20 protein-coding genes, 2 other RNA genes and 1 riboswitch are annotated in these 21829 nt (G+C 39.6%); of the genes, 8 read left to right on the top strand and 14 right to left on the bottom strand.

Annotated features, from left to right (window positions below):
• Window positions 1-83 precede the first annotated feature (83 nt).
• Window positions 84-740, top strand: a complete 657-nt coding sequence (locus BQ5321_RS10240; RefSeq protein WP_071394396.1) for a hypothetical protein — start codon at window positions 84-86, stop codon at window positions 738-740.
• 87 nt (window positions 741-827) lie between these two features.
• Here BQ5321_RS10240 and orr read toward each other — a convergent pair whose 3' ends face one another.
• From orr to BQ5321_RS10195, 9 genes are all read right to left on the bottom strand, one after another.
• Complete coding sequence (gene orr, locus BQ5321_RS10235; RefSeq protein ID WP_071394395.1) at window positions 828-1907, bottom strand: ornithine racemase Orr; 1080 nt, start codon at window positions 1905-1907, stop codon at window positions 828-830.
• Between the two features lie 216 nt (window positions 1908-2123).
• A complete protein-coding gene (locus BQ5321_RS10230) occupies window positions 2124-3521 on the bottom strand; it encodes a GlmL-related ornithine degradation protein (RefSeq protein ID WP_071394394.1) in 1398 nt (465 codons plus the stop codon).
• Window positions 3511-5736, bottom strand: coding sequence for a D-ornithine 4,5-aminomutase subunit OraE (gene oraE, locus BQ5321_RS10225; RefSeq protein WP_071394393.1), 2226 nt, complete (start codon window positions 5734-5736; stop codon window positions 3511-3513). The genes BQ5321_RS10230 and oraE overlap by 11 nt, the downstream gene beginning before the upstream one ends.
• Window positions 5736-6107: an ornithine aminomutase subunit alpha gene (locus BQ5321_RS10220; RefSeq protein ID WP_071394392.1), complete on the bottom strand. Its 372-nt coding sequence runs from the start codon at window positions 6105-6107 to the stop codon at window positions 5736-5738. The genes oraE and BQ5321_RS10220 overlap by 1 nt, the downstream gene beginning before the upstream one ends.
• Before the next feature lie 112 nt (window positions 6108-6219).
• The gene (gene ortB / locus BQ5321_RS10215) at window positions 6220-7644 is read right to left on the bottom strand and encodes a 2-amino-4-oxopentanoate thiolase subunit OrtB (RefSeq protein WP_071394391.1); all 1425 of its coding nucleotides are present in this window, start codon (window positions 7642-7644) and stop codon (window positions 6220-6222) included.
• On the bottom strand, window positions 7644-7943 hold the full coding sequence (gene ortA / locus BQ5321_RS10210; RefSeq protein WP_071394390.1) for a 2-amino-4-oxopentanoate thiolase subunit OrtA: 300 nt from the start codon (window positions 7941-7943) through the stop codon (window positions 7644-7646). Before ortA ends, ortB begins: the two co-directional genes overlap by 1 nt.
• Window positions 7944-8009: 66 nt before the next feature.
• Window positions 8010-9071: a 2,4-diaminopentanoate dehydrogenase gene (ord, locus tag BQ5321_RS10205; protein ID WP_071394389.1), complete on the bottom strand. Its 1062-nt coding sequence runs from the start codon at window positions 9069-9071 to the stop codon at window positions 8010-8012.
• 821 nt (window positions 9072-9892) lie between these two features.
• Complete coding sequence (locus BQ5321_RS10200; protein ID WP_071394388.1) at window positions 9893-10351, bottom strand: flavodoxin; 459 nt, start codon at window positions 10349-10351, stop codon at window positions 9893-9895.
• Window positions 10352-10690: 339 nt separating this feature from the next.
• Complete coding sequence (locus tag BQ5321_RS10195) at window positions 10691-11176, bottom strand: DinB family protein (RefSeq protein WP_071394387.1); 486 nt, start codon at window positions 11174-11176, stop codon at window positions 10691-10693.
• Between the two features lie 218 nt (window positions 11177-11394).
• Window positions 11395-11574: riboswitch (Lysine riboswitch) on the top strand.
• A 125-nt stretch (window positions 11575-11699) separates the two neighbouring features.
• On the opposite strand from BQ5321_RS10195, the gene dapA reads away from it, so the two are divergent.
• Complete coding sequence (dapA, locus tag BQ5321_RS10190; RefSeq protein WP_071394386.1) at window positions 11700-12608, top strand: 4-hydroxy-tetrahydrodipicolinate synthase; 909 nt, start codon at window positions 11700-11702, stop codon at window positions 12606-12608.
• A gap of 63 nt (window positions 12609-12671) precedes the next feature.
• On the opposite strand, the gene BQ5321_RS10185 is transcribed toward dapA, so the two are convergent.
• Complete coding sequence (locus tag BQ5321_RS10185) at window positions 12672-13529, bottom strand: manganese catalase (RefSeq protein WP_071394385.1); 858 nt, start codon at window positions 13527-13529, stop codon at window positions 12672-12674.
• 204 nt (window positions 13530-13733) lie between these two features.
• On the opposite strand from BQ5321_RS10185, the gene rnpB reads away from it, so the two are divergent.
• The 3 genes from rnpB (at window position 13734) to BQ5321_RS10170 (ending at window position 15390) form a co-directional block, all read left to right on the top strand.
• An RNA gene (rnpB, locus tag BQ5321_RS10180) (RNase P RNA component class B) lies at window positions 13734-14121 on the top strand.
• Between the two features lie 66 nt (window positions 14122-14187).
• An RNA gene (gene ffs, locus BQ5321_RS10175) (signal recognition particle sRNA large type) lies at window positions 14188-14453 on the top strand.
• Between the two features lie 217 nt (window positions 14454-14670).
• Window positions 14671-15390: a toast rack family protein gene (locus BQ5321_RS10170; protein WP_071394384.1), complete on the top strand. Its 720-nt coding sequence runs from the start codon at window positions 14671-14673 to the stop codon at window positions 15388-15390.
• A 66-nt stretch (window positions 15391-15456) separates the two neighbouring features.
• Here BQ5321_RS10170 and BQ5321_RS10165 read toward each other — a convergent pair whose 3' ends face one another.
• From BQ5321_RS10165 to BQ5321_RS10155, 3 genes are all read right to left on the bottom strand, one after another.
• The gene (locus BQ5321_RS10165; protein WP_071394383.1) at window positions 15457-16218 is read right to left on the bottom strand and encodes a DUF3050 domain-containing protein; all 762 of its coding nucleotides are present in this window, start codon (window positions 16216-16218) and stop codon (window positions 15457-15459) included.
• A gap of 120 nt (window positions 16219-16338) precedes the next feature.
• A complete protein-coding gene (locus BQ5321_RS10160) occupies window positions 16339-16893 on the bottom strand; it encodes a class I SAM-dependent methyltransferase (protein WP_071394382.1) in 555 nt (184 codons plus the stop codon).
• 221 nt (window positions 16894-17114) lie between these two features.
• Complete coding sequence (locus tag BQ5321_RS10155; protein WP_071394381.1) at window positions 17115-18374, bottom strand: benzoate/H(+) symporter BenE family transporter; 1260 nt, start codon at window positions 18372-18374, stop codon at window positions 17115-17117.
• 149 nt (window positions 18375-18523) lie between these two features.
• Between BQ5321_RS10155 and pdxR the strand changes: the two genes are divergently transcribed.
• Both pdxR and BQ5321_RS10145 read left to right on the top strand, forming a co-directional pair.
• Window positions 18524-19957 carry a MocR-like pyridoxine biosynthesis transcription factor PdxR gene (gene pdxR, locus BQ5321_RS10150; RefSeq protein ID WP_071394380.1) on the top strand — a complete coding sequence of 478 codons (1434 nt, stop codon included), beginning with the start codon at window positions 18524-18526 and terminating at the stop codon, window positions 19955-19957.
• A gap of 177 nt (window positions 19958-20134) precedes the next feature.
• Complete coding sequence (locus BQ5321_RS10145; RefSeq protein ID WP_071394379.1) at window positions 20135-20704, top strand: biotin transporter BioY; 570 nt, start codon at window positions 20135-20137, stop codon at window positions 20702-20704.
• A gap of 315 nt (window positions 20705-21019) precedes the next feature.
• Here the strand turns inward: BQ5321_RS10145 and BQ5321_RS10140 are convergent, their stop codons facing one another.
• Window positions 21020-21301, bottom strand: coding sequence for a DUF2325 domain-containing protein (locus tag BQ5321_RS10140; protein ID WP_071394378.1), 282 nt, complete (start codon window positions 21299-21301; stop codon window positions 21020-21022).
• 279 nt (window positions 21302-21580) lie between these two features.
• Between BQ5321_RS10140 and BQ5321_RS10135 the strand changes: the two genes are divergently transcribed.
• Complete coding sequence (locus BQ5321_RS10135; protein ID WP_071394377.1) at window positions 21581-21826, top strand: DUF1450 domain-containing protein; 246 nt, start codon at window positions 21581-21583, stop codon at window positions 21824-21826.
• The last annotated feature ends 3 nt before the right edge of the window (window positions 21827-21829 follow it).

The following is a 21829-nucleotide window of genomic DNA, read 5'->3' as shown; positions in this document are numbered from 1 at the left end:
TCATAGCTAATATTATTAAGGGTATTCATAATTAAAAGAGTAATTATAGATATTTTCATAAATTTCATTAAGGAGTGAGGTTAATGCTTGATAAGCTTATTGATGTGATTCAAAATGGAATTTCAAAATTCGGTAAAATGTTATGGGCTTTTCCATTACGTTTAATGATTGGTTGGTTCTGGATTGATGAAGCTGGCGCGAAGCTTTGGGGGGAAAGTAAGTGGGGAACAAAGGATCTAACATCTGGTCTAGGCAACGATTCTTGGCTTGTCGATGAGTCTGTAAAAATGCCGTTTTCATGGCTACAGTCAGAAACAACGGGTGCAAGTGCTGCCGCAGGCGGAGCAGAGGCTGTACCGACCATTCCTCCGATTTTAGAATCCATGCCAGGCTGGTTTGAAGGTATAATGAAAGTGATGATGCCGACACCCGAAGTGGCCATTTTTATGCAAAAAATGGTCGTATTCCTTGAGTTATTTATTGGCGTGGCTATTTTAATTGGATTATTCACGTGGTTATTCAGCTTTGTAAGTGTTGGAATGCTTGCGATGTTTACTCTATGCGCTATGCTTGGCATGGATAAATTCATGGCATTACCTGCATCAATCGCATTAATGAGCGGCGCTGGTCGATTCTTTGGACTTGATTATTATGTCATGCCGGCACTTGGAAGACTATTAGATAATTGGCAAAGGAAGAGACATGGTTCCAGCCATACGCATCGGACAAAAGTCTCTTAATCTTACGAGAAAATACTACAATAAAAAGGAGCTTGGTAACCCAAGCTCCTTTTTATTGTAGTATTTTCTCTGCTATTAAGTTGCAGGTTACTCCGGCTTCATGCCGATATATTCTCTTTTCACATAATGGCTTGTAAACCCGTTTAATAGAGCAGAATAAGTCATATTGAATTCGATGGAATCACCTATATGATATTGCTTATCGCAATTGGTGAAATCTAATATTAAGTGGTCTGAGCTGGCACCTACAATTTCAATTTTCTCATCAACTGGTATAAGTCCCTCATAATCAGTGTCCTGTCGACCAATCGCCACAATGCCCCTTAACATTTGACCTTTATCTTTAAAGACAGGCTTTTGCCCGAAGGCATCGACACCAATATTCCCAATCGGAACTGACGGCTTTTCTTTTAACTCGACTAACTCTGTTGAAAGAATAAATGCATCCTGATGCATTTCTTCATAGCAGCGTCCATAGGCGGTTTCGCAGCCTCTTACAAATGCTTCCCCTACTCTTAAATTATTAACCCCTTCAGGAAGTCCACCTTCGTCAAGTAAATAGACAGAGCTTGAATTTCCGCCTGATACCATTGAGATGGAAACATTGTAATTTGATTCAATTTTATACTTAAAGTCAACCAGCCTTAATAGTGTTGTTGCATCAGGAATAATCGCGCCATAACAAGTGAGGTTTACACCAATTCCATATAATTCAATATTATCTAATTCAACTATTTCCGCAACAGCCTGCATGACCTGATTCTCGTAAAAGTAGCCTTCACGCAAGTCCCCTAAGTCTACCATGATAACAATTTTATGTTTCTTATTTAGGTTTTTTGCTTCTTTATTTAATAAACGAATCGTACTAATTTCTGAATTGAAGCTGATATCTGCATACTTTACAACATCAGATACTTCACTATGCATGGGGATTCGCACCAGAATTTTTTCTTTATTCGTTTCAGGGTATTGTTTTATGTTATCTATTCGGGAATCTGCAAAATAATCAATCTCTTCAAATTCATTAAAGACATTAACAATAATTGGATCTGCACAATATACCTTTGTAACATGTCCTACTGTTAAATTTTTTTCCTTCATTTTCTTGCTTAAGTAACTGATATTTTGTCTTAATTTATGTAAATCAATGATTAATTTTGGATGCATAAAGTGAATCTCCTTTCAATTAGCCAATAATTGAAATAAAAAATATAAAGAAATATAGCGAACGCTTTCAATTTTATGTAATCGGTTTTCTTGTTTTGACTTTCACAAACGGGAACTCAGCTTCATCTTTTTCGTTTAAACGGACCAAAATTCAGTGAGGCTTACCTGCCCCACTGAATTTTTGCTCTTAATTTTGAAACATATATAATGAAGGAACTAGGAACTCCAATCTGATTCTTCATTTTGTATTGCCATCAAATCAATTCCTAAGGACTTTCCTAACAGCTTCGCAGCAGCATCCTCATACTTCATAGAAAGTACACCTAACGAAGCCATGATATAATCATGATCAATCAGAACCTCCGCACCCTTATTAGGCAGCAGTAGATGTTCTGGATTATCTTGCTCCATGATTTTCATCATAATTTCTTTGCCTGCCGGCAGTCTTGTTAATGCCCCACCTGTACCGATAATATATTTGATTTCCGTTAAGTCTTTACCTTGTGCTAACGTAGCTCTACCTTCCGGACCATATACATAGCGAATTCTACCGGCATGTCTTTCAACTGCCATGAGTGTGGCTACTTCAGTAAGGCGTTCTACAAAACGAAATTCTTCGTCATTCTTTGGAATGCTATGATATTCCTCGAGAATTTTATCCACATTAAAGCCTTCCTCTTCAAGCTTTTCACGTGTGATTAAGTCAATGATATTTTCTCTGTTTACATAGACTCCTAAGTCACCTTCAACGGTTCTCTTCGCAGTAGGCTCAGGTGCTACTTGAATACGTGCGATGGCATCAGAACCCACCGTAACAGAATGAATATCGGTTGTGGCACCGCCAACATCTATGACAATAATATCCTTTAGATATTTCCCAAGCAGCTTACTTGCCTGCATGACTGCTCCTGGAGTTGGCGTTATCGCTTCATTCACAACATTACGTATCGTTTCCATACCTGGTGCATGAATAATATGTTCTTCGAATGCCTCCTGAATAACCTTCCTGGTTGGCTCCACATTCAATTCGTCAATTCTTGGGAATACATTTTCAACAATGTAAACCCTTTGCTTTGTATCTTCAAAGATTAATTTGATCTCTTCTTGGTTTTCAATATTACCTGCGTAAATTATCGGGATATTTAAATTCAGTCCTCTTATCGCTTCAGCATTATTTAAAGCAGTGTCTCTTTCGCCGTAATCCACACCACCGGCTATTAAAATGATATTAGGATTCAGGTCTTGAATTTTTTTTAGGTCGCCTCTTCTTAGTTTCCCTGCCGTTACGAGGTGAATAATAGCACCTGCGCCAAGAGCGGCTTCTTTGGCCGCTCTTGCAGTCATATCGAAGACAAGACCGTGAACGGTCATTTTTAGACCGCCCGCAGCACTTGATGTAGCAAACATTTCATCATATTCTAAGGAATCAGTATTCAGGCTCCTCTGTAAATCAGCTATACTTGCATTTAGGCCGATTGTAACATCACCCTCCATGACAGAAGTTGGAGCTTGTCCCTGCCCTACAAAAACTGGATTCTCCGTATGAATATGATTAAAAGCATTTACTACTGTAGTGGTAGAGCCAATTTCGGCTACCAGTACATCAACCTTCATTATTCTTTCTCTTTTCTCTTCGAATTTCAACTAGTGCCGTTGCCACATGAATCCCTTTTGTTCCGCGACCAAATCCTGCATCCACACCTGCTTTTACTGCCAATTCAGGGATAACCTGTGTACCGCCAGCAATAATAATCAGTTTATCACGTACGCCTTTTTCTACTGCAAGCTCATGAATTCTCTTCATATTCTTATAGTGAATGTCGTCGTGGCTAATAATAGTAGATGCAAAAATCGCATCAGCATTTAACTCAATAGCCGCATCAACAAGCTTTTCCACTGGTACTGATGTGCCTAGGTAGTGGTTTTTAATTCCGTATTTCTCAATACCACCGTGCTTAATATCAATGATTTCACGAAGTCCAACAGAGTGCTCATCTTCTCCAACTGTTCCAGCAACAATCGTCATAGGTTCATTTTGGATTTCTTCACGAATCTCATCTTCTGTTAATAGTTTTGGTTCTGGTGGAATCGTTAATTTCGTTGGGTCAATGGCTTTCGTTACACGACCCTTCAATTCGATACGCGTACCTTCAGCATCCTGCATGACTTCTTTATTGATAACCTCTGGATCTGCTAAGCCAAATTCCTTAGCATACTCAAGCGCGGCAAATTCAGCTACACGTGCAGAAGTTGGAAGCATCATCGTAATCAGGATTGTGCCGTCTCCCAGCCATTCTCCTTCAGGCTTCAGCATGCCGCCTTCACGGTATTCTTTTGTTTCTTCCAAACGGATGTTAACATTATCATTATCATCCAATTCGTCAATGAAGATAATTTTTTCAGGGTTCTCAAAAGTACTGCCATCAATTAATTTCGCTGGATCATTTGCAGCAGACTCATCATATTGAGCCACATTATTGTAGCCATAGTGAGCTGTGACAGGAGCCAGATAATCCTCATCTCTCTTGAAGATGGTACCGACACCGATACCGCCTTCAATCTCACGGGCAATACCGTCCCCATTACGCTCAGGGTAGTTACCTGAATCAACAAAGAAGCCTTCTTCAACTGCTTTGAAGTATCCGCCTGTTTGAACGATTTCTTCCATGAAAAGAATCGCTCTTTCTTTAATCTCACGAGCCTTATCATATAGCGGGCCGTCTTTCTTCAATTCAACCATATCCATGAAGCCATCAAGACCTTGGAACACCTGCTTAGCTGTGTCCACTGCCTCCATATTATAGATATGCCATGGAACGTTACGTCCTTCATCAGGTGTAATCGTTGATTGAATATCGGCACGAGTTAATTTTGATATTAACAGGTTCAATACATGTGTAACGGTTGCTTCACGAGTTGAAGCTTCCATGTATTTCGTATTTTGCTGTGCTCTCATACGATATTCTTCGAAGAAATCTCTTAATGCTACTGCATATGGCAGATCCAAATACATCGATGGTGCCGGTGGCGCAGTCGGAGGAACCGTTGAAAGACAGATATTGTCTTTTGCAATTCCTACTTTATAGGAGAACAAGGAGTTAATCGCATGCTGTACCATTAATTCAGGCATAACCTTCCAAGCTTCTCTTGCTGTTGCGTTCGCATTATGAGCACCGTCAATTTGCGCAATTCCAGCCCATGCCATAACCTTTTTCGATTCAGCTGCATCAACGAATGAACGAACCATGTTAATATTACGGTATAGAACATTATATTGAGGGTCTTGGTGCGCACCGTTTACGCCTTCTTCTGCAAACATAACCGCAACTTCAGGACCGGCAATACCAGATACATAGCTATGGTAGTTAATTGGACGGCCTACTTCTTCCTCGATTAGATCGAGCGCTTTTCTCTGTGCTCTCACTTGCTTTCTTGTAATTGGGATACCACCGACACCCTGTGGAGTTCCTTCAATTAAACCTTCAAAATGAGATTGTCCAGCTGTACGAATAACCATGATATGGTCTGCCCCATGCCAAGCAGCCATTCTCATCCGGCGGATATCATCTTCAAAACGACCAGAAGCGATTTCTGTTGTAATGGATGATGTCCCTTGTGGATCAATATTATTAAAATACTTAGCAGATGGAAGTGGAACATAGTTCTTTAATGGCTCTGACATATCTTTATAAGTAAATTTATGCTGCTCTAATCCTGGCTTTGGTGTTCTCCAAGTCCAGCCTCTTCTTTTCGGACGATAGTTCTCAAGATTATCTAAAATTTCATGAAGATTTATTTTTTCATTCGGATTTAATTTCTTTTCAGACATTATTTATTCCCTCCCTTGAACATCGCAACAACATCTTCCCACATTTCGTCATTGTACAGTTTAAGGCCTGCCTCACGAACGGATATGCCCTTTTCTTTAGAAAGTCGGTAGACAATATGACCTGCGCCCTTCCCCATTAAGCCGCGGTCCATCACGTTGTTAACGATTTTTGTTGCTTCTACGGATGAGAACCCCATGCGAAGTAGTACAGAGCGCTCAATGGAAGGTGATGTATAAGTATGAGCAAAATCCAATAAAGGATCAACAATTTGCTCCGTTAAACTCCAAAATCTTTCCTTTAATTCGTCATTTGATAATCCGGCAAGGTGTGCTCTTTTTTCTAGGTAGTTATCTTCTCTAGCTTCACTCATGTTTTCAGCCCCTCTTTTCATAATCCAATACAGATAAGTTATTTATTTAGTAAATGACCGCCAGCATATTTCGTATACTTTGACAGTCCATATGCTTGGCTTAGTCATGAAATTATTGATTTAGTTCTAGGCTCTTAATCATTTCCTTCACTTCATCAACCGTCTTACGAGTTTCATCTGCTAAGAATTGATAATCAACCTCTGTTAAATCTTGATTTGCCGTAGAAATCGCCTTTTTAATTAATGAACGCTTCATACGGTCAAGGTCTAAATCAACCGCTTTAATGTAAGAAGGATCTTTAGGTAAAATGATGTTCTTACCAGGAACCTCTTCCTTTGGATCACCAAATAGAATTTCAATCCCATTTTGTCTAGCAAACGCTAATTGCGGCTGGACATGCTTTCCGGCACCCGTATATTCTGTTTCTTGAACGATGATGGTTTGATCTTCGTCTAACTCCTGTGCTAGTGAGAAAGCTGCAGCCAATGCTGTGTTACCTGCAGGACCTTTTTCAAGTCCTTCTAGATTTGCCATAGCTTCTGTCATGTAGAAAACTTCACCTTGCGAAATCGTTACATAACGATCCATATAACGTAATGGTCTACCTGCAGATCGAGGAACATCTGAACGGTCTGGCCATGAAGCAAATGGAACACCAAAACCAGTGTGACCGGTTGTGAAAGATTTTCGATTGAAATCATTATCAGAGGCCATATGAAGACCTGTTAAGTTAACACTAGCACCAATTACCTTGGTATTTGTGGCACCTGCCTTAATTAATCCACGTGCAGTTCCCGTTAAATTACCACCGCCAGCAGTCGTTGCCACTACTACATCTGGATCTTTACCAACAGTTGCTCTAAATTGCTGAGCAATCTCATAACCAAGCGTTTCCACGCCTGCAATACCAAATGGTGTATATAATGAGGCATTAAAGAATCCAGTTTCTTCAATTACCTTCAGTGCTTCGTAGAATAATTCAGGCCCAACTGTTAGTTGAAGTACTTCTGCTCCAAGAGCTTCACATTTTCTTTGCTTTTCAACAATTTCAGGTTGTCCGACATGTCTTGAATCGTAGGTTTCTTGTACGACAATACATTTAAGACCTAATTTTGCTGCTTGAGAGGCAACCGCAGCCCCATAGTTACCGCTTGTTGCGGCAATAAGACCTTTATAGCCTAATTTTTTTGCATGGTAGGCAGAAATAGCCGCTCTTCTATCTTTAAAACTTCCAGAAGGGTTTGATGCTTCATCTTTAATAAAGATACGAGCACCTTTCCCTTTTGGAGCAAACTTTCTTGCTAAAGCAGTCAAATTCTTCAATTCAAAAATCGGTGTATTACCAACGCCTGTAGCGGATTGAATTTCAATCATTTCTTCCATTGAATATCCAGCTTCCGACATCATTCTTTCATAGTCAAAGCTGATGACACCGGTTTCAAATTGGTCATAATCAATCCCAACTGAATTCTTAATTATTTCAGTATTTCTTCCCATTACAGATGTATAGCTTAAATCCTTTGCATTGCTGCTCATTATTCTTCACCTCCGAATAATGCTTTACGAAGATCCTGGTCTATCCGAAGAATCTCAGGAACAAATTCTCCAAAGCCGTGACGGTGAGTAGGATGTACCTCTACTAACTTTCCCTGATCATGACGATCTGCAACCGTTTTCACTTTTACTATGTCACCAATCTCTGCATCCTCTTGAAGAAAACCTCTAACAAATTTCTCAAGTGGTACTTGTTTCGTATCATCCGGAACTTGAGGTGCTCTATCTTTTGCTTCTAGCACTATAGAATGAATCATCACCCAATCGCCTTTTTTTGCCATTGAAGTCTACTTCCTTTCTAGTTGTGAGCTAAATCTATGTAAAAACCACAGTTGTTACCTGATAAATTATTTAACAATTTTAGCTTCTTCACTGATTAATTCTCTCATATCACCCATAATAGCTCTTGGTACAGGAAGATTGATCATGGTTTGTAGACCTGGTCTTGCATTAATAATTTGTGGTATCATATTTACTACCATAGCGATGGTTCCGATACCACCAGGAACTTCAGGTGTATTTGAAAGATTAATATTTGGGGTACCTTTAATAATGACATAGTCACCAGTATCCACTCCCACTTGCTCTGGTTCGATTTGCTGTGGATGATCCATTTCTATTTTTGCTTCACCGTCGACCTTACCCCAGCCTCTCATCGCAACTCCCGCAACCTGACCAGCTTTTGCTTCTCCGTATGGAGCCTTACGGTCAACTTCTGTTACAATGGCGTCCATATCCTGTTCAATAGGTCCATCTAACTTCCAGCCAATTGCATCGGCAATCATCGTTATGGACTCATGGAAGCCAACATGTCCTGCCATTGTTCCTTCCGCTTTGCGTTTTTCAAATTCTTCTACTTCCATGCCAATTCCTTGCTCTTCCATTACAGCTTTTCCGAATGGAGAAAGTGAATTGACACGGCGGGCAGTAATATGTTCAACATCTTCACAAGCGCCTGTCATTAACACCACTAATAAATCCATGATTAGCCCTGGATTAATCCCTGTTCCCAGTACAGATACGCCGTTTTCTTTTGCAAGGCGATCTAGTTCTGCCGCTAGCTCTGGTTGTTGCGCCTGAGGGTAGGCCATTTCTTCTGCACTTGTAATGACATTAATTTTCTTTTCCAGAATATATTTAAGCTTTGGAAATGCCTTTTCAGTAAATGAATCAGTACATAATAAAACGACATCAGCACATTTTTCTGTAATAATATCCTCCAAGTTACCAACCTTTACATCCGGACGGTCACCTTGCTCTACACCGACAACCTCGTAAAGTGATTTGCCTACTTTATCACCAATATCGATGCCTCCAACGATATCTACTCCCTGCTTCTTTAATAGCATTCTTGCCATACCGCTTCCCATTGCGCCTAGTCCCCAAATAACTACTTTCACGTTTTCCATTGCCTATTCCTCCTAAATTATCATTTTATTGAAACACAGCTATGCCAGTACATTTAAAGAATGAAATAGTCTGATTAATAATTTGTTAAAGTATGTATAAAAAGTAAAATATATTTTTTTATATAAATGAATTAAGAAAGCTATTCATCATCTAGGGAAGCGCTTTCTTTTTTTGGAAATAAAAAATCACAATCCTTTGAAATCGTTCACAATTTTTACACGTATACGATCAGCTCCCTTCCATACTTTTGAGAGTAAACAAAAGATGGTTTGAGGTCTTTGCCTTCATTTAATCAAATTTCAAATTCGCCCGTCGAATTTGCGTCCGGATTACCTGAGCTCGCTCGGGTAAACTACCTTTAAAAAATCGCAAGACTCGCCGGAGGCTTAACTTCATTCAGCCGGGGTTTGTACCCCCACTGAATCGAAGGACCATTTGCATTCATCCCCCACTTGTAGAAGTGGAGGACTTCTGCTGAATGAAGTTAAAAAACCGTTTTGTTCGCCTGCTAGAACAATATATCATAGCGCTTTCACATATACAATATATAAATATATTATTTTCGTAATTTGTTCACAATTCAGAATAGTAGTCCCCCAATTTAAAATTTTGAACAAATTCAGTCATTTTGTGGTGTTTTACTGTCAAAATGTGCTGAAAATTGCATAGATACTGGTTATTTTATAAACACCATCTATTTATGTAAAATATTAACATACAATAATTATGCGAATTTTATTATTTTAAAATAATAAATAACTAGGATGTTGTAACCATGTGTTCAAAATAAAGAACTAACAATTCTATCTTCCTATCTATTTTACACAACCATTCTTTTTTGCCACCAATCTAATGATTTGGCAAACGCATGTAGGTTGGCTAAATCCTCCATATTAGGGCTTAGGTCCACTTTTACACAATCAGCTCCAACGGTTGCGCCTGTCTTAATAAATTGATCTGTGAAATCATCAACAGCTTTGCAAAACTGGGGATAATAGCTATCTCCTGAACCAAAAACACCGAAGACCTTTCCTTTTAATTTAAGCGAAGCAAGGTCCTCATAAAAATTGACCATTTCATTGGGGAGGTTCCCATAATCGCCATAGGTATACGTACCAACAATACATATATCCACATCCATAAACTCATCTGCACCGGCCTGCGTGCAATCTTTTACTGTTACCCTTACTCCTAGTTCCTTTAATTTATCCTCCACAATGTGTGCACATGTCTTCGTATTCCCGGTCATGCTTGTATAGACAATTAGCGCCTTTGACATATTTAATCCCCCTCATTAGAGTGAGCTCTTTATCATTAATTTCTACTATTTAAGATACTCTATTCACCTTTTGACTAAAATCAAATTCGCCCGTCGAATTTGCGTTCCTGATTACCTGAGCTCGCTCGATAAACTACCTTAAAAAATCCCTGACAACCGCCGGAGGCTAACCTTCATTCAGCCTGGGTTTGAACCTCCACTGAATCGAAGTACGTTTGCCTTCATCACCCACTTGTAGAAGTGAGGGACTTCTGTACCTGTCGCAAGCTTTCGGTACAAAAAGCATTTGCTGAATGAAGTTAAAATAAACAGGCACACCCCGGGGTGTGCCTGTTTATTTTAATTTTTCATATCCCTTAAAAACTGAATATAATCAGTAGAAGTCCCATTATAACCGCATTCTCTTATCATGGAAGCAATATTGCCTCTATGATAAGTACCATGATTGGCAAGATGATGCATAATTTCATCTATGTGATTTGTAAAGGTTGTACCCCTTGAATTTTGATAAACAACCTCGTTTAACTCATCATAAGACAAATGTATCAAGTCAATCATAGTGGTATGAAGCTTGGAAAAACAGGTTTTCGCTTGTTCTATATCTTGAAATGAAGTTATATTTTCGTTAACTGAAAGATCCGGAATACACCTTTTTATCCAAATCCGCTGACCTCTAAATATATGATAAAAGGTATCAGCAATAGAAGGAAATACACTTTTAAGCGGTTTGTGAAATATATCCTCATTAAAGCTATCGACATGAGTTAAAAGCTTCATATTAGCCCAGTAATCATACTGAAGCATATGTATGCCATGTTCTTTCAATAGAATCCCTCCGCACTTTCTTAATATTCTAAATAAAACAATATGCTAATTATAACTAAACTACTTTCTTAAAGCTAATGCTAAACGTTTGCCTGTTATTCTAATGAATTAATCTGATTTTTCACTTCTTTATAAAAATTTGAATTTATCATTGCAATTACGGTAAAACTATTATATTATTTTATTAATTACATATTTTCTTATTTCAATAAATTTGAAGTAAGGATAGAGGCGCAAAGACCATAAGTACACAATAGGAGGATAATGAGATCTATTGATGATTGTGGAAAGGGGAATTTGCCGAAGCTGAGAGAATCTCATTATTTTTGAAGCTGGTTCTGCTGTTGAATAAATACAGAACTGTCATATAGGTATCTATATGGAGGGCTATCTTACGCACAGAAACGTTTTTACGTTTATGTTTCTACTGCAGCAGCGTACCCTCGTTGTTGCTTTTTGCGTTTACTGATAAAGTGGCCTTCTCCCTCGATTTTTAAAATGATGAAAAGGAAGTGGAGAAGTAATGAATTTCGGACAATTATTAACAGCAATGGTAACACCATTTGATCAAAACGGTGAGGTTGATTATAGCGCTACAAGAAACTTAGTTAATTATTTAATTGAAAATGGTACTGAAGGATTAGTGGTAGCTGGCACAACTGGAGAGTCACCTACTCTAACAACAGAAGAGAAGGTTGAATTATTCAAATTTGTCGTTAATGTAGTAGAAGGAAGAATCCCTGTTATCGCAGGCACCGGTTCCTATAACACGAGAGAATCCATTCATTTAACAAAGCTCGCTGAGAATGCCGGCGTAGATGGTGTTATGCTTGTTGTTCCATACTACAACAAACCGTCACAGGAAGGGTTATATCAGCACTTCAAGGCAATTGCTGAGTCAACATCACTGCCAGTCATGCTATATAATATCCCAGGACGTAGTGTGATTAATATGTCAGTAGACACTACTGTTCGACTTGCACAAATTCCTAATATTGTAGCTATTAAAGATGCCAGTGGAAACCTTGACGCGATGTCTGAAATTATTAGACAGACTCCTGAAGGATTTTCTTTATACAGCGGTGATGATGGTGTCACATTACCTGTCCTATCAATTGGCGGAGCTGGCGTTATTTCCGTTGCTTCCCACGTGATTGGGAAAGAAATGCAGACTATGATTAAGCATTTTATGGGTGGAAACCATCGAAAAGCAGCAGAAATGCACCGTAACCTGCTACCAATAATGAAAGCTCTATTTGCTGCACCAAATCCAACTCCTGTTAAGGCCGCATTAAATTTAGCAGGTGTGCCAGTCGGTGGCGTACGGTTACCATTGATACCTTTAAATGATACGGAGCTTAGTTCATTAAAGGCAGTTTTAAATGAATTAAAAGAAAATGATGTAGACATAAAAGAAGAAGCCGCAAGTTAAGACTGACTGCTACACGCGAAAAAAGCTTAGACAAATGTCTAGGCTTTTTTCATGTACAGCAACTTATTTTAAATTAGGTGGTATTTGATGAGCCCCCATGATTACGGATGGTAATGTATCATGAATATATGGAGGAGCAGGATTTAATACCGGCTTAGGCGCAAGCGGAACTGGTTTTTCCACATAGTTAAATGTACCTAATCCATCCATACTTGGTCCCTGCGCCCAACGTCCAGCTGCACTTTTATTTCCTCTTGAGAAATTAAAAAGCGTATAGGCCACCTCTTGTTTTTCACATTCTTTCGGGAAGGAGCTTGGTACCACCACATTTTCCTTTGCTTCCAACTCCTTAATCGCAGCAATCCATTGATTTTGGTGCATCGTGTCACGGGCTATCAACCAAGACAGCATATCCTTCACACCACGATCGTTCGTGGCTTCATATAATCGGACTACCTGCAAACGCCCCTGTGATTCTGCATTTAAATTGGCTCGAAAATCTGCCAGTAAGTTCCCGCTTGCAATAATATAATCGGCTGTCCATCTATTTCCAACACTGTCTGCCGGCATGGCTCCAAGACCCGAAACGATGGCATGCTGTGGATTCATTCCTCCAAGAATGGCAGCAATCACAGGATTTTTCGCTGCTTCCTCCAGGTCCCCTACTGGCGCCCCGTCAAGCAGTCTTGCAATCATCGTTGCCAGCATTTCAATATGTGCCAGTTCCTCTGTACCTGTATCCATTAATAAATCCTTATATTTTCCGTTTCCACGCACATTCCAACCTTGAAATAAATATTGTAGGGCTACAGAAATTTCACCGAACTGTCCTCCTAACACCTCTTGAAGCTGCTTGGCAAACAACGGGTCAGGTCTTTCTGGTTTGGCATGGTACTGTAATTCTTTAATATGAAAAAACAAAGCAAACCACCTCATCATATGAACTTTTAGTTACATTTTTCAACCTATTATATTTAAACTCCATGATTAGGTGTCTGTCCCCATTGGACTATATGCGAACCAACTATCCCTAAAACATTCCATCTCTGGGAGAAATCCACTAGAGACGTCATCCACTTATTTATGATAAATTAATACATGTAAGTGATGAGCAACAAAACATGAAATGGTGAGTAGTCGCGGCTCATGTTAGACATGAGTTGAGGAAAGTCCAGGCTCGCCCGGTGCTGAGATGCCCGGAGTGTTCGTGCCATCTGCAAAGGTGGGCAGAGATGATTCTCTGACGGCGGAGAAATTAAGCTAAGTCCTTCTTAAGGATATGCTGAGAGTATCCTGAAAGTGCCACAGTGACGTAGTTCCTCTGGAAACGGAGGAAATGGAACGGGGTAAACCCCACGAGCGAGCAACCCAAATTTAGGTAGGGGCACCATCCGGCGGGAACCTTGAACCAAAAGGATGGATCGATTGTCTTCAATCGATAGTCATATGACTACACCTGCAGTGCAAGATTGGCATCGTTTGAGCACGCAGGAACAGAACCTGGCTTACAGCCATTTCATGTGCCGAAATCATCATGTTTTCAAACGTATATCATAGGTATGTTGGTTTCTTATACATACCGTGCTAGACGGGGAGTTGGCGGTGCCCTGTTACCCGCAATCCGCCATAGCGGGGTTGAATGCCTGTTTGAGGTTTGAGCCTGTAGGGTCTGCCTTGTAAAAGGTGTGTTGACAATTGGGTCCTGCGCAATGGACATCTATGAAATTGGTCAGATCCGGAAGGAAGCAGCCATAAGTAGATACCTCCATGTGCCGTAGGGTTGCCTAGTTCGAGCATTCTTTTACAAGTAACGCTTGGTTGTTCCTATCGAGAACAGGCGCACGGTGTTTACATAGTAAAAAAAGGCTGACTTCGAATGAAGTCGGCCTTTTTCTTTTTCATTATCTGTCCATACCATAGCCCAACCCTGTTTCCATTGATGATTATTCCGGCTTAGTATGTTATACATCTGAAGTCTGATTTCTATTTAAAGCTAAAGCCGTTTTTTCTTCTTCTGCAGCTACTTTACAATAAAAGTAAGATCAGCAAGGGGGAATTCAATATGAGAAAGAAAATAGCCGGTAGTATCATAGCCGCTTCGTTTTTATTCATCGCAACAGGATGTAGTCCTTTTTTCAATGGTCATGACGAAAGCAAAGAGGTTCTGATTAAGCAGGACCAAGCAGAAGAGTTGGAGCTTGAGCTTAATATCGGTGCAGGAGAATTACGAGTAGCCAGCGGTGCAGAGGAATGGATTGAGGGTACTATTGATTACACAAATAAAAAACTAACACCAGATATTACCTACAAGCGTAAAGGTGATAAAGGAAACGCAGTGATTAAACAAGATGATGGAGTGTTCAAAAATATTAATCTTGGTGAGGTTAAAAACATTTGGGACCTTAGGCTAAATGATGAGGTACCACTTGATCTCAGCGTGAATGCCGGCGCCTCTGACTCCTACCTAGATTTAAATGGCTTGCAATTATCCGAGCTTGAAGTAAATGCCGGTGTTGGTGATATGACCATTGACCTAAGCGGCAGCTATAAAGAAAGCTTTGATGCTTCCTTACACATGGGAGTTGGAGAGTCTACCATCATCCTACCCAAGGATGTCGGTGTGAAAATTGATTCCTCCAGAGGAATCGGAGAAGCAGAATTTGATGGTTTCATCTCAAAAGGGAATGGAGTTTATGTAAACGAAGCATACGAGGATGCTGATGTGGTGATTAGCTTAAAAACTGAATTAGGGATTGGCCAGGTACACTTTAAAATCGAATAATATTAGTTTAGGAGACCTGATGCGGCCTGTCAGGTCCCTTTTTTATTTGTAGCTTTTCTAAAACCTTTAAAGATTTTTTTCTCTAATTTCTGCCAAAACACCATCCCAGAGCTTGGACCTGGCCTCTAAGCATTTTCCGCCGATGTCATTGGCTCTTTCCAGCTTTTCCGGATCCTTTTCACATAACTCAAGCAGAAGCTTTTCAGCAAGCGGACCATGGTGCTCTTCATCCACTTCTATATGTCTGTTGAGATAAAATACTAATCTTTCACTGGAAGCTCCTGTTTCCATTAAGGAGTCTACTAACGGTCTGAACATTTCGGGAATTAACCCTTCACGTCCATAGAAAAAGGCAGCAGCTACCTCGTATAGCTCACCGTTCATCGCTAAATTCAAATTAAATTCAACAAATTGTCTAACACTCTCGGGAATCTGATTGTTTTCAGATAATATGCTAGAATAGTCCTTGCCTTGTTTCAAAGGGTTTAAAAACGAATGGAACATTTCCGCTTCTGCCCCACACTCTTCCATCGCTTCCAAATATAAAGAGAAATGACTGCTGTATCCCCCTCTGCCATCAATATCAGATTCCTCTGCCACGACAATCTCATTAATTAACCTGGAAAACAGCGGCTTTTCATATGGAAACCAAGGTACATCGACAGAAGTAACGGATTTTTGTAATCTTTTTAACAGACTCATAAAATCCCAGACAGCAAACACATGATGCTTCATAAACACCTTTACTCTTTCTGGGGTGGTGATTTCTTGATAAATAGGGTGTTGTAATAATCTCGTTCTGACAGATTCCAATTGTACAAGACTCATAGCAGACTCTCCTCTTTTGTGTATATGTATTCAACATTATCATCATAAACGAAAAAGCAAAACTTTTCTATAATTTCCCACACCTTCAAATTTTTTGCACCGTAAAATGATAGTACCCTATCACTTCCGGCAAAAAATGGTTTGTCTTCCCTCTTCTTCATTTTCTTCAAAATATAGAATATGAAAATCACCAAACTCAGTAAGAAGTTCATTGGGTCTTAGCTTGTATGAATCTGACACGGTTTGTTTGTTTTGCGGAGAGTGATAAAACGTTTCCATGAAGAAAAATCCATTATCGTTCAAAATAGATTTAATCAATGGAAAAAGGGAACGATCCAAATAATAGGTGACAACAACCAGGTCAAAGCTGTTTTCCAATAATTTAAGACTTTCATGGTCTGTCAAATCTGCCAGACGCGGGTATATGGAGAGCCGTTGTTTTTCTGTCTGTTCTTGTAGATAGTCAATGGCTATATCCGAGATATCCAATGCCTCTACACGATAGCCATGTCTTGCTAAGAACAAGCTGTTTCCGCCAAGACCGCAGGCAAGATCAAGGGCATTGCCCCCGTTAAGAGAGGCAGACAGTGTTAGCAGTCGTTCGTTTGGTGTGGGACTTTCTTTTATCAAAAGTCTGTCTTTATATTTTCTATTCCATTTCAGTTTGGCATCCATATGCTACCTCTCCTTTTATTCCCTTTATTCGTTAGACTATTGTAACATCAATGCTTGGGAGAACAAAAAAACCTCCGAATAATTTGGAGGTTCTTTTTGTGATTTATTCCTGATTAACAGGAGCACCTTTTGGGAAAATAATCAGTGCAATCCCCAGTGCATTGATCGCTAACCCTGTTAAATAAATAGCAATTCTTTTTCCCACAATTGACCTTCCTTCATTAAGCCGTTGTTTCCACTTTACCTTTATTCAATGCTTTAGCCTTTTCTTTTTCTTCCTTCACTTTTAGCTTAAAATGGTCTTTTTCAACAAGGAATGAAACGATTAAGCTTCCAAGAATGGCCCATAGTGGTGCTCCAACATTGAAAAAGGTGATGCCTGACATCCCAATGATGAGGGCAAAAAAGGCACCCATTTGGAATTTTGTATCGGAAAAAGCTGTTTTTAGCGAGTTGATTAGTACACCCAGCATCGCTAGTCCTGCGATAGCCGTGACAATCACACCCGGCATAGCGATAACAAAAGGAACAACGAGGGAAGCAAATAAGCCAAATACCGAAAAGAACGCTCCATTGGCAAAGGATGCCGCATACCTTCTATCCTTCTCTCCTACCTCTTTACCTGAACAAATCGCTGTCATTGGACCCGCAATATTGATGGCATGACCTCCAAATAAGGAAGCTATCAGACCAACAATCGACCCTTTATAGGCCATGGCATTGTTAGGCGGATTGTAGCCTTGAGCCATTAATACACCCGTTGCTTGCGCATTTTCTGTAGAAATAATCAGCAAGGCTAACGGAATCCCAATGGAAATGATCGCGTCAATGCTAAAAGCAGGCATAACTAATTGTGGTAAAATGAAATCATCCTGAACATTCTGAATACTAAAGGCGCCTGTCACAATGGCAAGCACGACCGCGACGATTAAGGCGGACAATACAGGCGGAATTTTTTTCAGGAACCGGGAAGAAAGCATAAAAACAATAATCGCTGCCCCTGCTAACAGCGGTGATACGGTTACAGCTGTAATCATATCGGTGGCAAAGCGAATCATCACTCCTACAATCATCCCCATAACAATGGGTAGCGGGATGAGCTTCATAACCTTGTCAATTAAGCCGGACGCACCAAGCACAATGACAATGACATGAGCAACCAAATAAGCCCCAACTGCCTCACCGATTGTAAAATGGGTTAAGGATCCTGCGACTAGCACCGCTCCGGCAATCGAGTGTGCAGCAGAAATGGGCTGGCGGTATTTAAGTGCTAAATACATCCCAAGTAGTCCACTGAAGAAATAAACGGCAAATATCCAGCTGATGGTCTCGGCATAGGTTAATCCGCCATTTGTCGCACCGCCAATAATAATCAGAGCAGGACCGGTACAGCCAAAGATGGCAGCCACTAAGCCGGCACTTACTGTATTTACATTAAGATTTTGCCGTAAATCTGTAAGATTCGTACGAAATGAATTCATTTTAATCTCCTTTCTAGCATTACGATTGTGATAATATGTACTTAATATAATAGTTGAAAAATTATCCTTTGTACTCATCCAATTGGATGGCTACCTAATAATCCAATTAATCCAAAGCATAGATTTATAGGCTCGAGGTGGTTCATAGAATGGAATGGAAAGTAGACCGTGATGCTGATAAACCACTTTATCAGCAAATATTCGAATATATTGAAGAAAAAATATCTTATGGTGAGTATCCCCCTGGCACTCTTTTGCCTTCTGAACGGAAGCTGGCTCAGCAGTTAAACGTGAATCGGATGACCATTGCCCATGTGTATGATGAGCTTCAGGCTTCAGGGCTCGTCGAGAGAAAAAAAGGCAGTGGAACACGTGTCAGTACACATAAATGGGGAATTCTACCAAAGGGTGTAACCAATTGGCGCAAGTACATTGAGGGCGGCTCCTTTATTCCTTCCTATCCTTTGATTAGAAGAATCCGCAGCGAAGCCAAGGTGATGGAGAACGGCTATAATTTAGCGAGTGGCAAATTATCGTCAGATTTGTTTCCAACACAATATTTACAGTCTGTACTTGCAGAGCAGACATTTCCAAACGATTTGGGCTATGAGCATCCCCAAGGTTTGTTATCACTTCGTGAAACGATGGCTTCTTATGTAAAATCATATCATGACATCAATACAACGAGCTCCTCGGTTCTCATCACATCAGGTGCACAACAGGCACTCCATTTAATCACACAATGCCTGCTAAATCCTGGAGATGCAGTCGCCATTGAAGCTCCGTCCTATTGCTATTCATTACCGTTGTTTCAGTCAGCCGGTTTGAGAATCTTTGGTCTTCCTGTTGATACAAACGGTGTGAATCCAGAGGATATCGTTTCTTTATATGAGAAGCATAAGATCCGGATGATTTTTCTAAATCCAACCTATCATAGTCCAACAGGCAGTTCCTTAAGCAATTCACGCCGAAAAAGGGTTCTGGAAATCTCAGCTGAGCTAGGGATACCGATTGTCGAGGATGATCCCGTCAGTCTACTCTCTTTTGATAACGAACAGCATACGCCGCTTAAATCCTATGATAAAAGCGGAAATGTATTGTATATCGGTTCCCTATCCAAAGTGATTGGCTCAAGCTTACGAATTGGCTGGCTAATTGGTCCGCAAACCGTTATTAACCGGCTTGCCGATGCACGGGAACAAATTGATTTTGGTTTAAGTGTCTTTCCGCAGATGATTGCCAATCTTTTATTACAATCATCTGAATATCCTAAGCATCTCGAGTTTCTCCGCCAGGAGCTGGTGGAAAGAAGAGATGAAATGACCTCTGCATTAAAGGAAATCCTTGGCAATCAGATTGAATTTACCATTCCAAAGGGCGGTCTTTTTATTTGGTGTAAAATCAATCGAAACATTGACGATCAAAAGCTTGTTGAGGAGGGAATCAAACAGAAAATTCTCTTTATGCCTGGAAGCGTGTATGGCTCACCAAATGGATATGTTCGTCTTACCTTTGCCCATCTGAAAAAAGAGGAAATGAGAGAAGCCGTATTACGTTTGGCGGATGTACTGAAAAACGTCTAAAATGGGGATTTCATGTAAGAGAAGACCGGCAGTTAGATTGGCTGGTCTCCCCTTCTTTCCATTTTGAAAGACTATGAGAAAAAATAATCTATTTCCTATTGACAAATTTTTCTGCCAACTTTATAGTTTATATGTAAACTTTATTTTGTTTTGGTTAACATAAAGGAGATATGCAGAATGACAAAGGAACAATTAAAATTGAGAACCATGATATTAATTGCGTTATTTGCCGCGATTATAGGGATTCTAGCACAAATAACCATACCACTTCCACTTGTTCCAATTACCGGACAAACATTAGCGATTGGAATCGCTGCAACGATCCTTGGTTCTAGGAACGGTACACTTGCTGTATTGTTATATTTGATTATCGGCTCTGCTGGTGTTCCTGTTTTTGCTGAATTTTCCGCAGGAATCTCTAAGCTTGTCGGCCCAACCGGTGGATTTTTAGTCGGCTTTATCCCGGCCGCTTTCTTGATTGGCCTGTATATGGAAAAATGGGGATTCACCTTCACAAATGCCATTATCGCCAATGTAATCGGAATGGTCATTACCCTAGCATTTGGAACAGCATGGTTGAAAATATCGGCTGACCTATCCTGGACAGCTGCACTTGCCAGCGGTTTTACACCGTTTTTGATTGTAGGAATTATTAAAGCTGCCCTCGCTTCTTGGATTGGCGTCGTTGTAAGACAACGATTAATATCCTCTAAGCTTTTATTAACACATTCTAATATGAATATGTAAAAATGCCCATTGAAGCAAAAGAAACCATCCATTTTTGGACGGTTTCTTTTGCTTTAAAATAACCATTTGCATTCATCCCCCACTTGTAGAAGTGGAGGACTTCTGTACCTGTCGCAAGCTTTCGGTACAAAAAGCATTTGCTGAATGAAGTTAAAATTTACAATGCTTGAAAATGGCAGCGCCTGTATACTGAAAGTGTTTTGTGTGGGTATAGTCTTGAGGTTGTTGTCATGGGTGCGATTATCAAATATTCAATAGGTTTTGCTCTTCTGTTTTACTGATAATCATTCTCGATTAAACTGAAAATTTTTTGCCTTAAATCACTCCTTCTAGCGCTTGGTGGATGGAAGACCATGAACGCTTTGCATAAAATATAGGAATCGATTTAGTTTTGGCTCTTCTTTTGATTACAGATGATAGATTGTGATTCACATAGTCAGTTAATACTAATATACAGTTGATATGATCAGGAATCTTTCTATCAATCATTTTCACCTTTCTCCCGTTTGTATGTATGATTTTATCAAAGCCACATGATGATAATTTATCCGGGATAACACCTAAGCTATCTCCACCAATAATAAGCAGGGAATTCATTTCTATCTCCTCCATTTATATCAATGTCTATTCATTTTATGGTATTGTAATTTTTTAAATGAAAATGATTATCATTTATCTGATTATTATTTTAAATGAAAATGATTATCATTGTCAACATTTTCTAAAACATTTCATATAAGTATAATCTCCTCTTTCAAAACAAGTCGTTTATAGTAAAAATATTGTGTAAAATGAATAATTAGCTTAAAATTACTAGAAAACAAGTGTTAATAAATTCATCATATAAAGAACCTACAAGATATGGAGTGTAATAACATGACAAACCCTAAAATTGAATTTTGTATGCTAAACTTAGAAAGAAAAGATGGCTCCAAGAAAGCGCGGCAAATGATTGAAAAGGAACTTAATATCGAAACGACAGCATATGGTTGTATGACAAATTGTCATCAATGTGCGAAAAGCTTATATGCCGTCGTCAACGGAGAATATATCTATGCGGAATCCTCCGAGCAATTGGTCGAACGTATCTATAAACAATTAGGAGTTGAAGCAGTCCTATAGTTA

This window comes from Bacillus tuaregi, from assembly GCF_900104575.1.
GTDB classification, from domain to species: domain Bacteria; phylum Bacillota; class Bacilli; order Bacillales; family Cytobacillaceae; genus Bacillus_BD; species Bacillus_BD tuaregi.
This window is presented reverse-complemented; position numbering and strand designations above follow the sequence as displayed.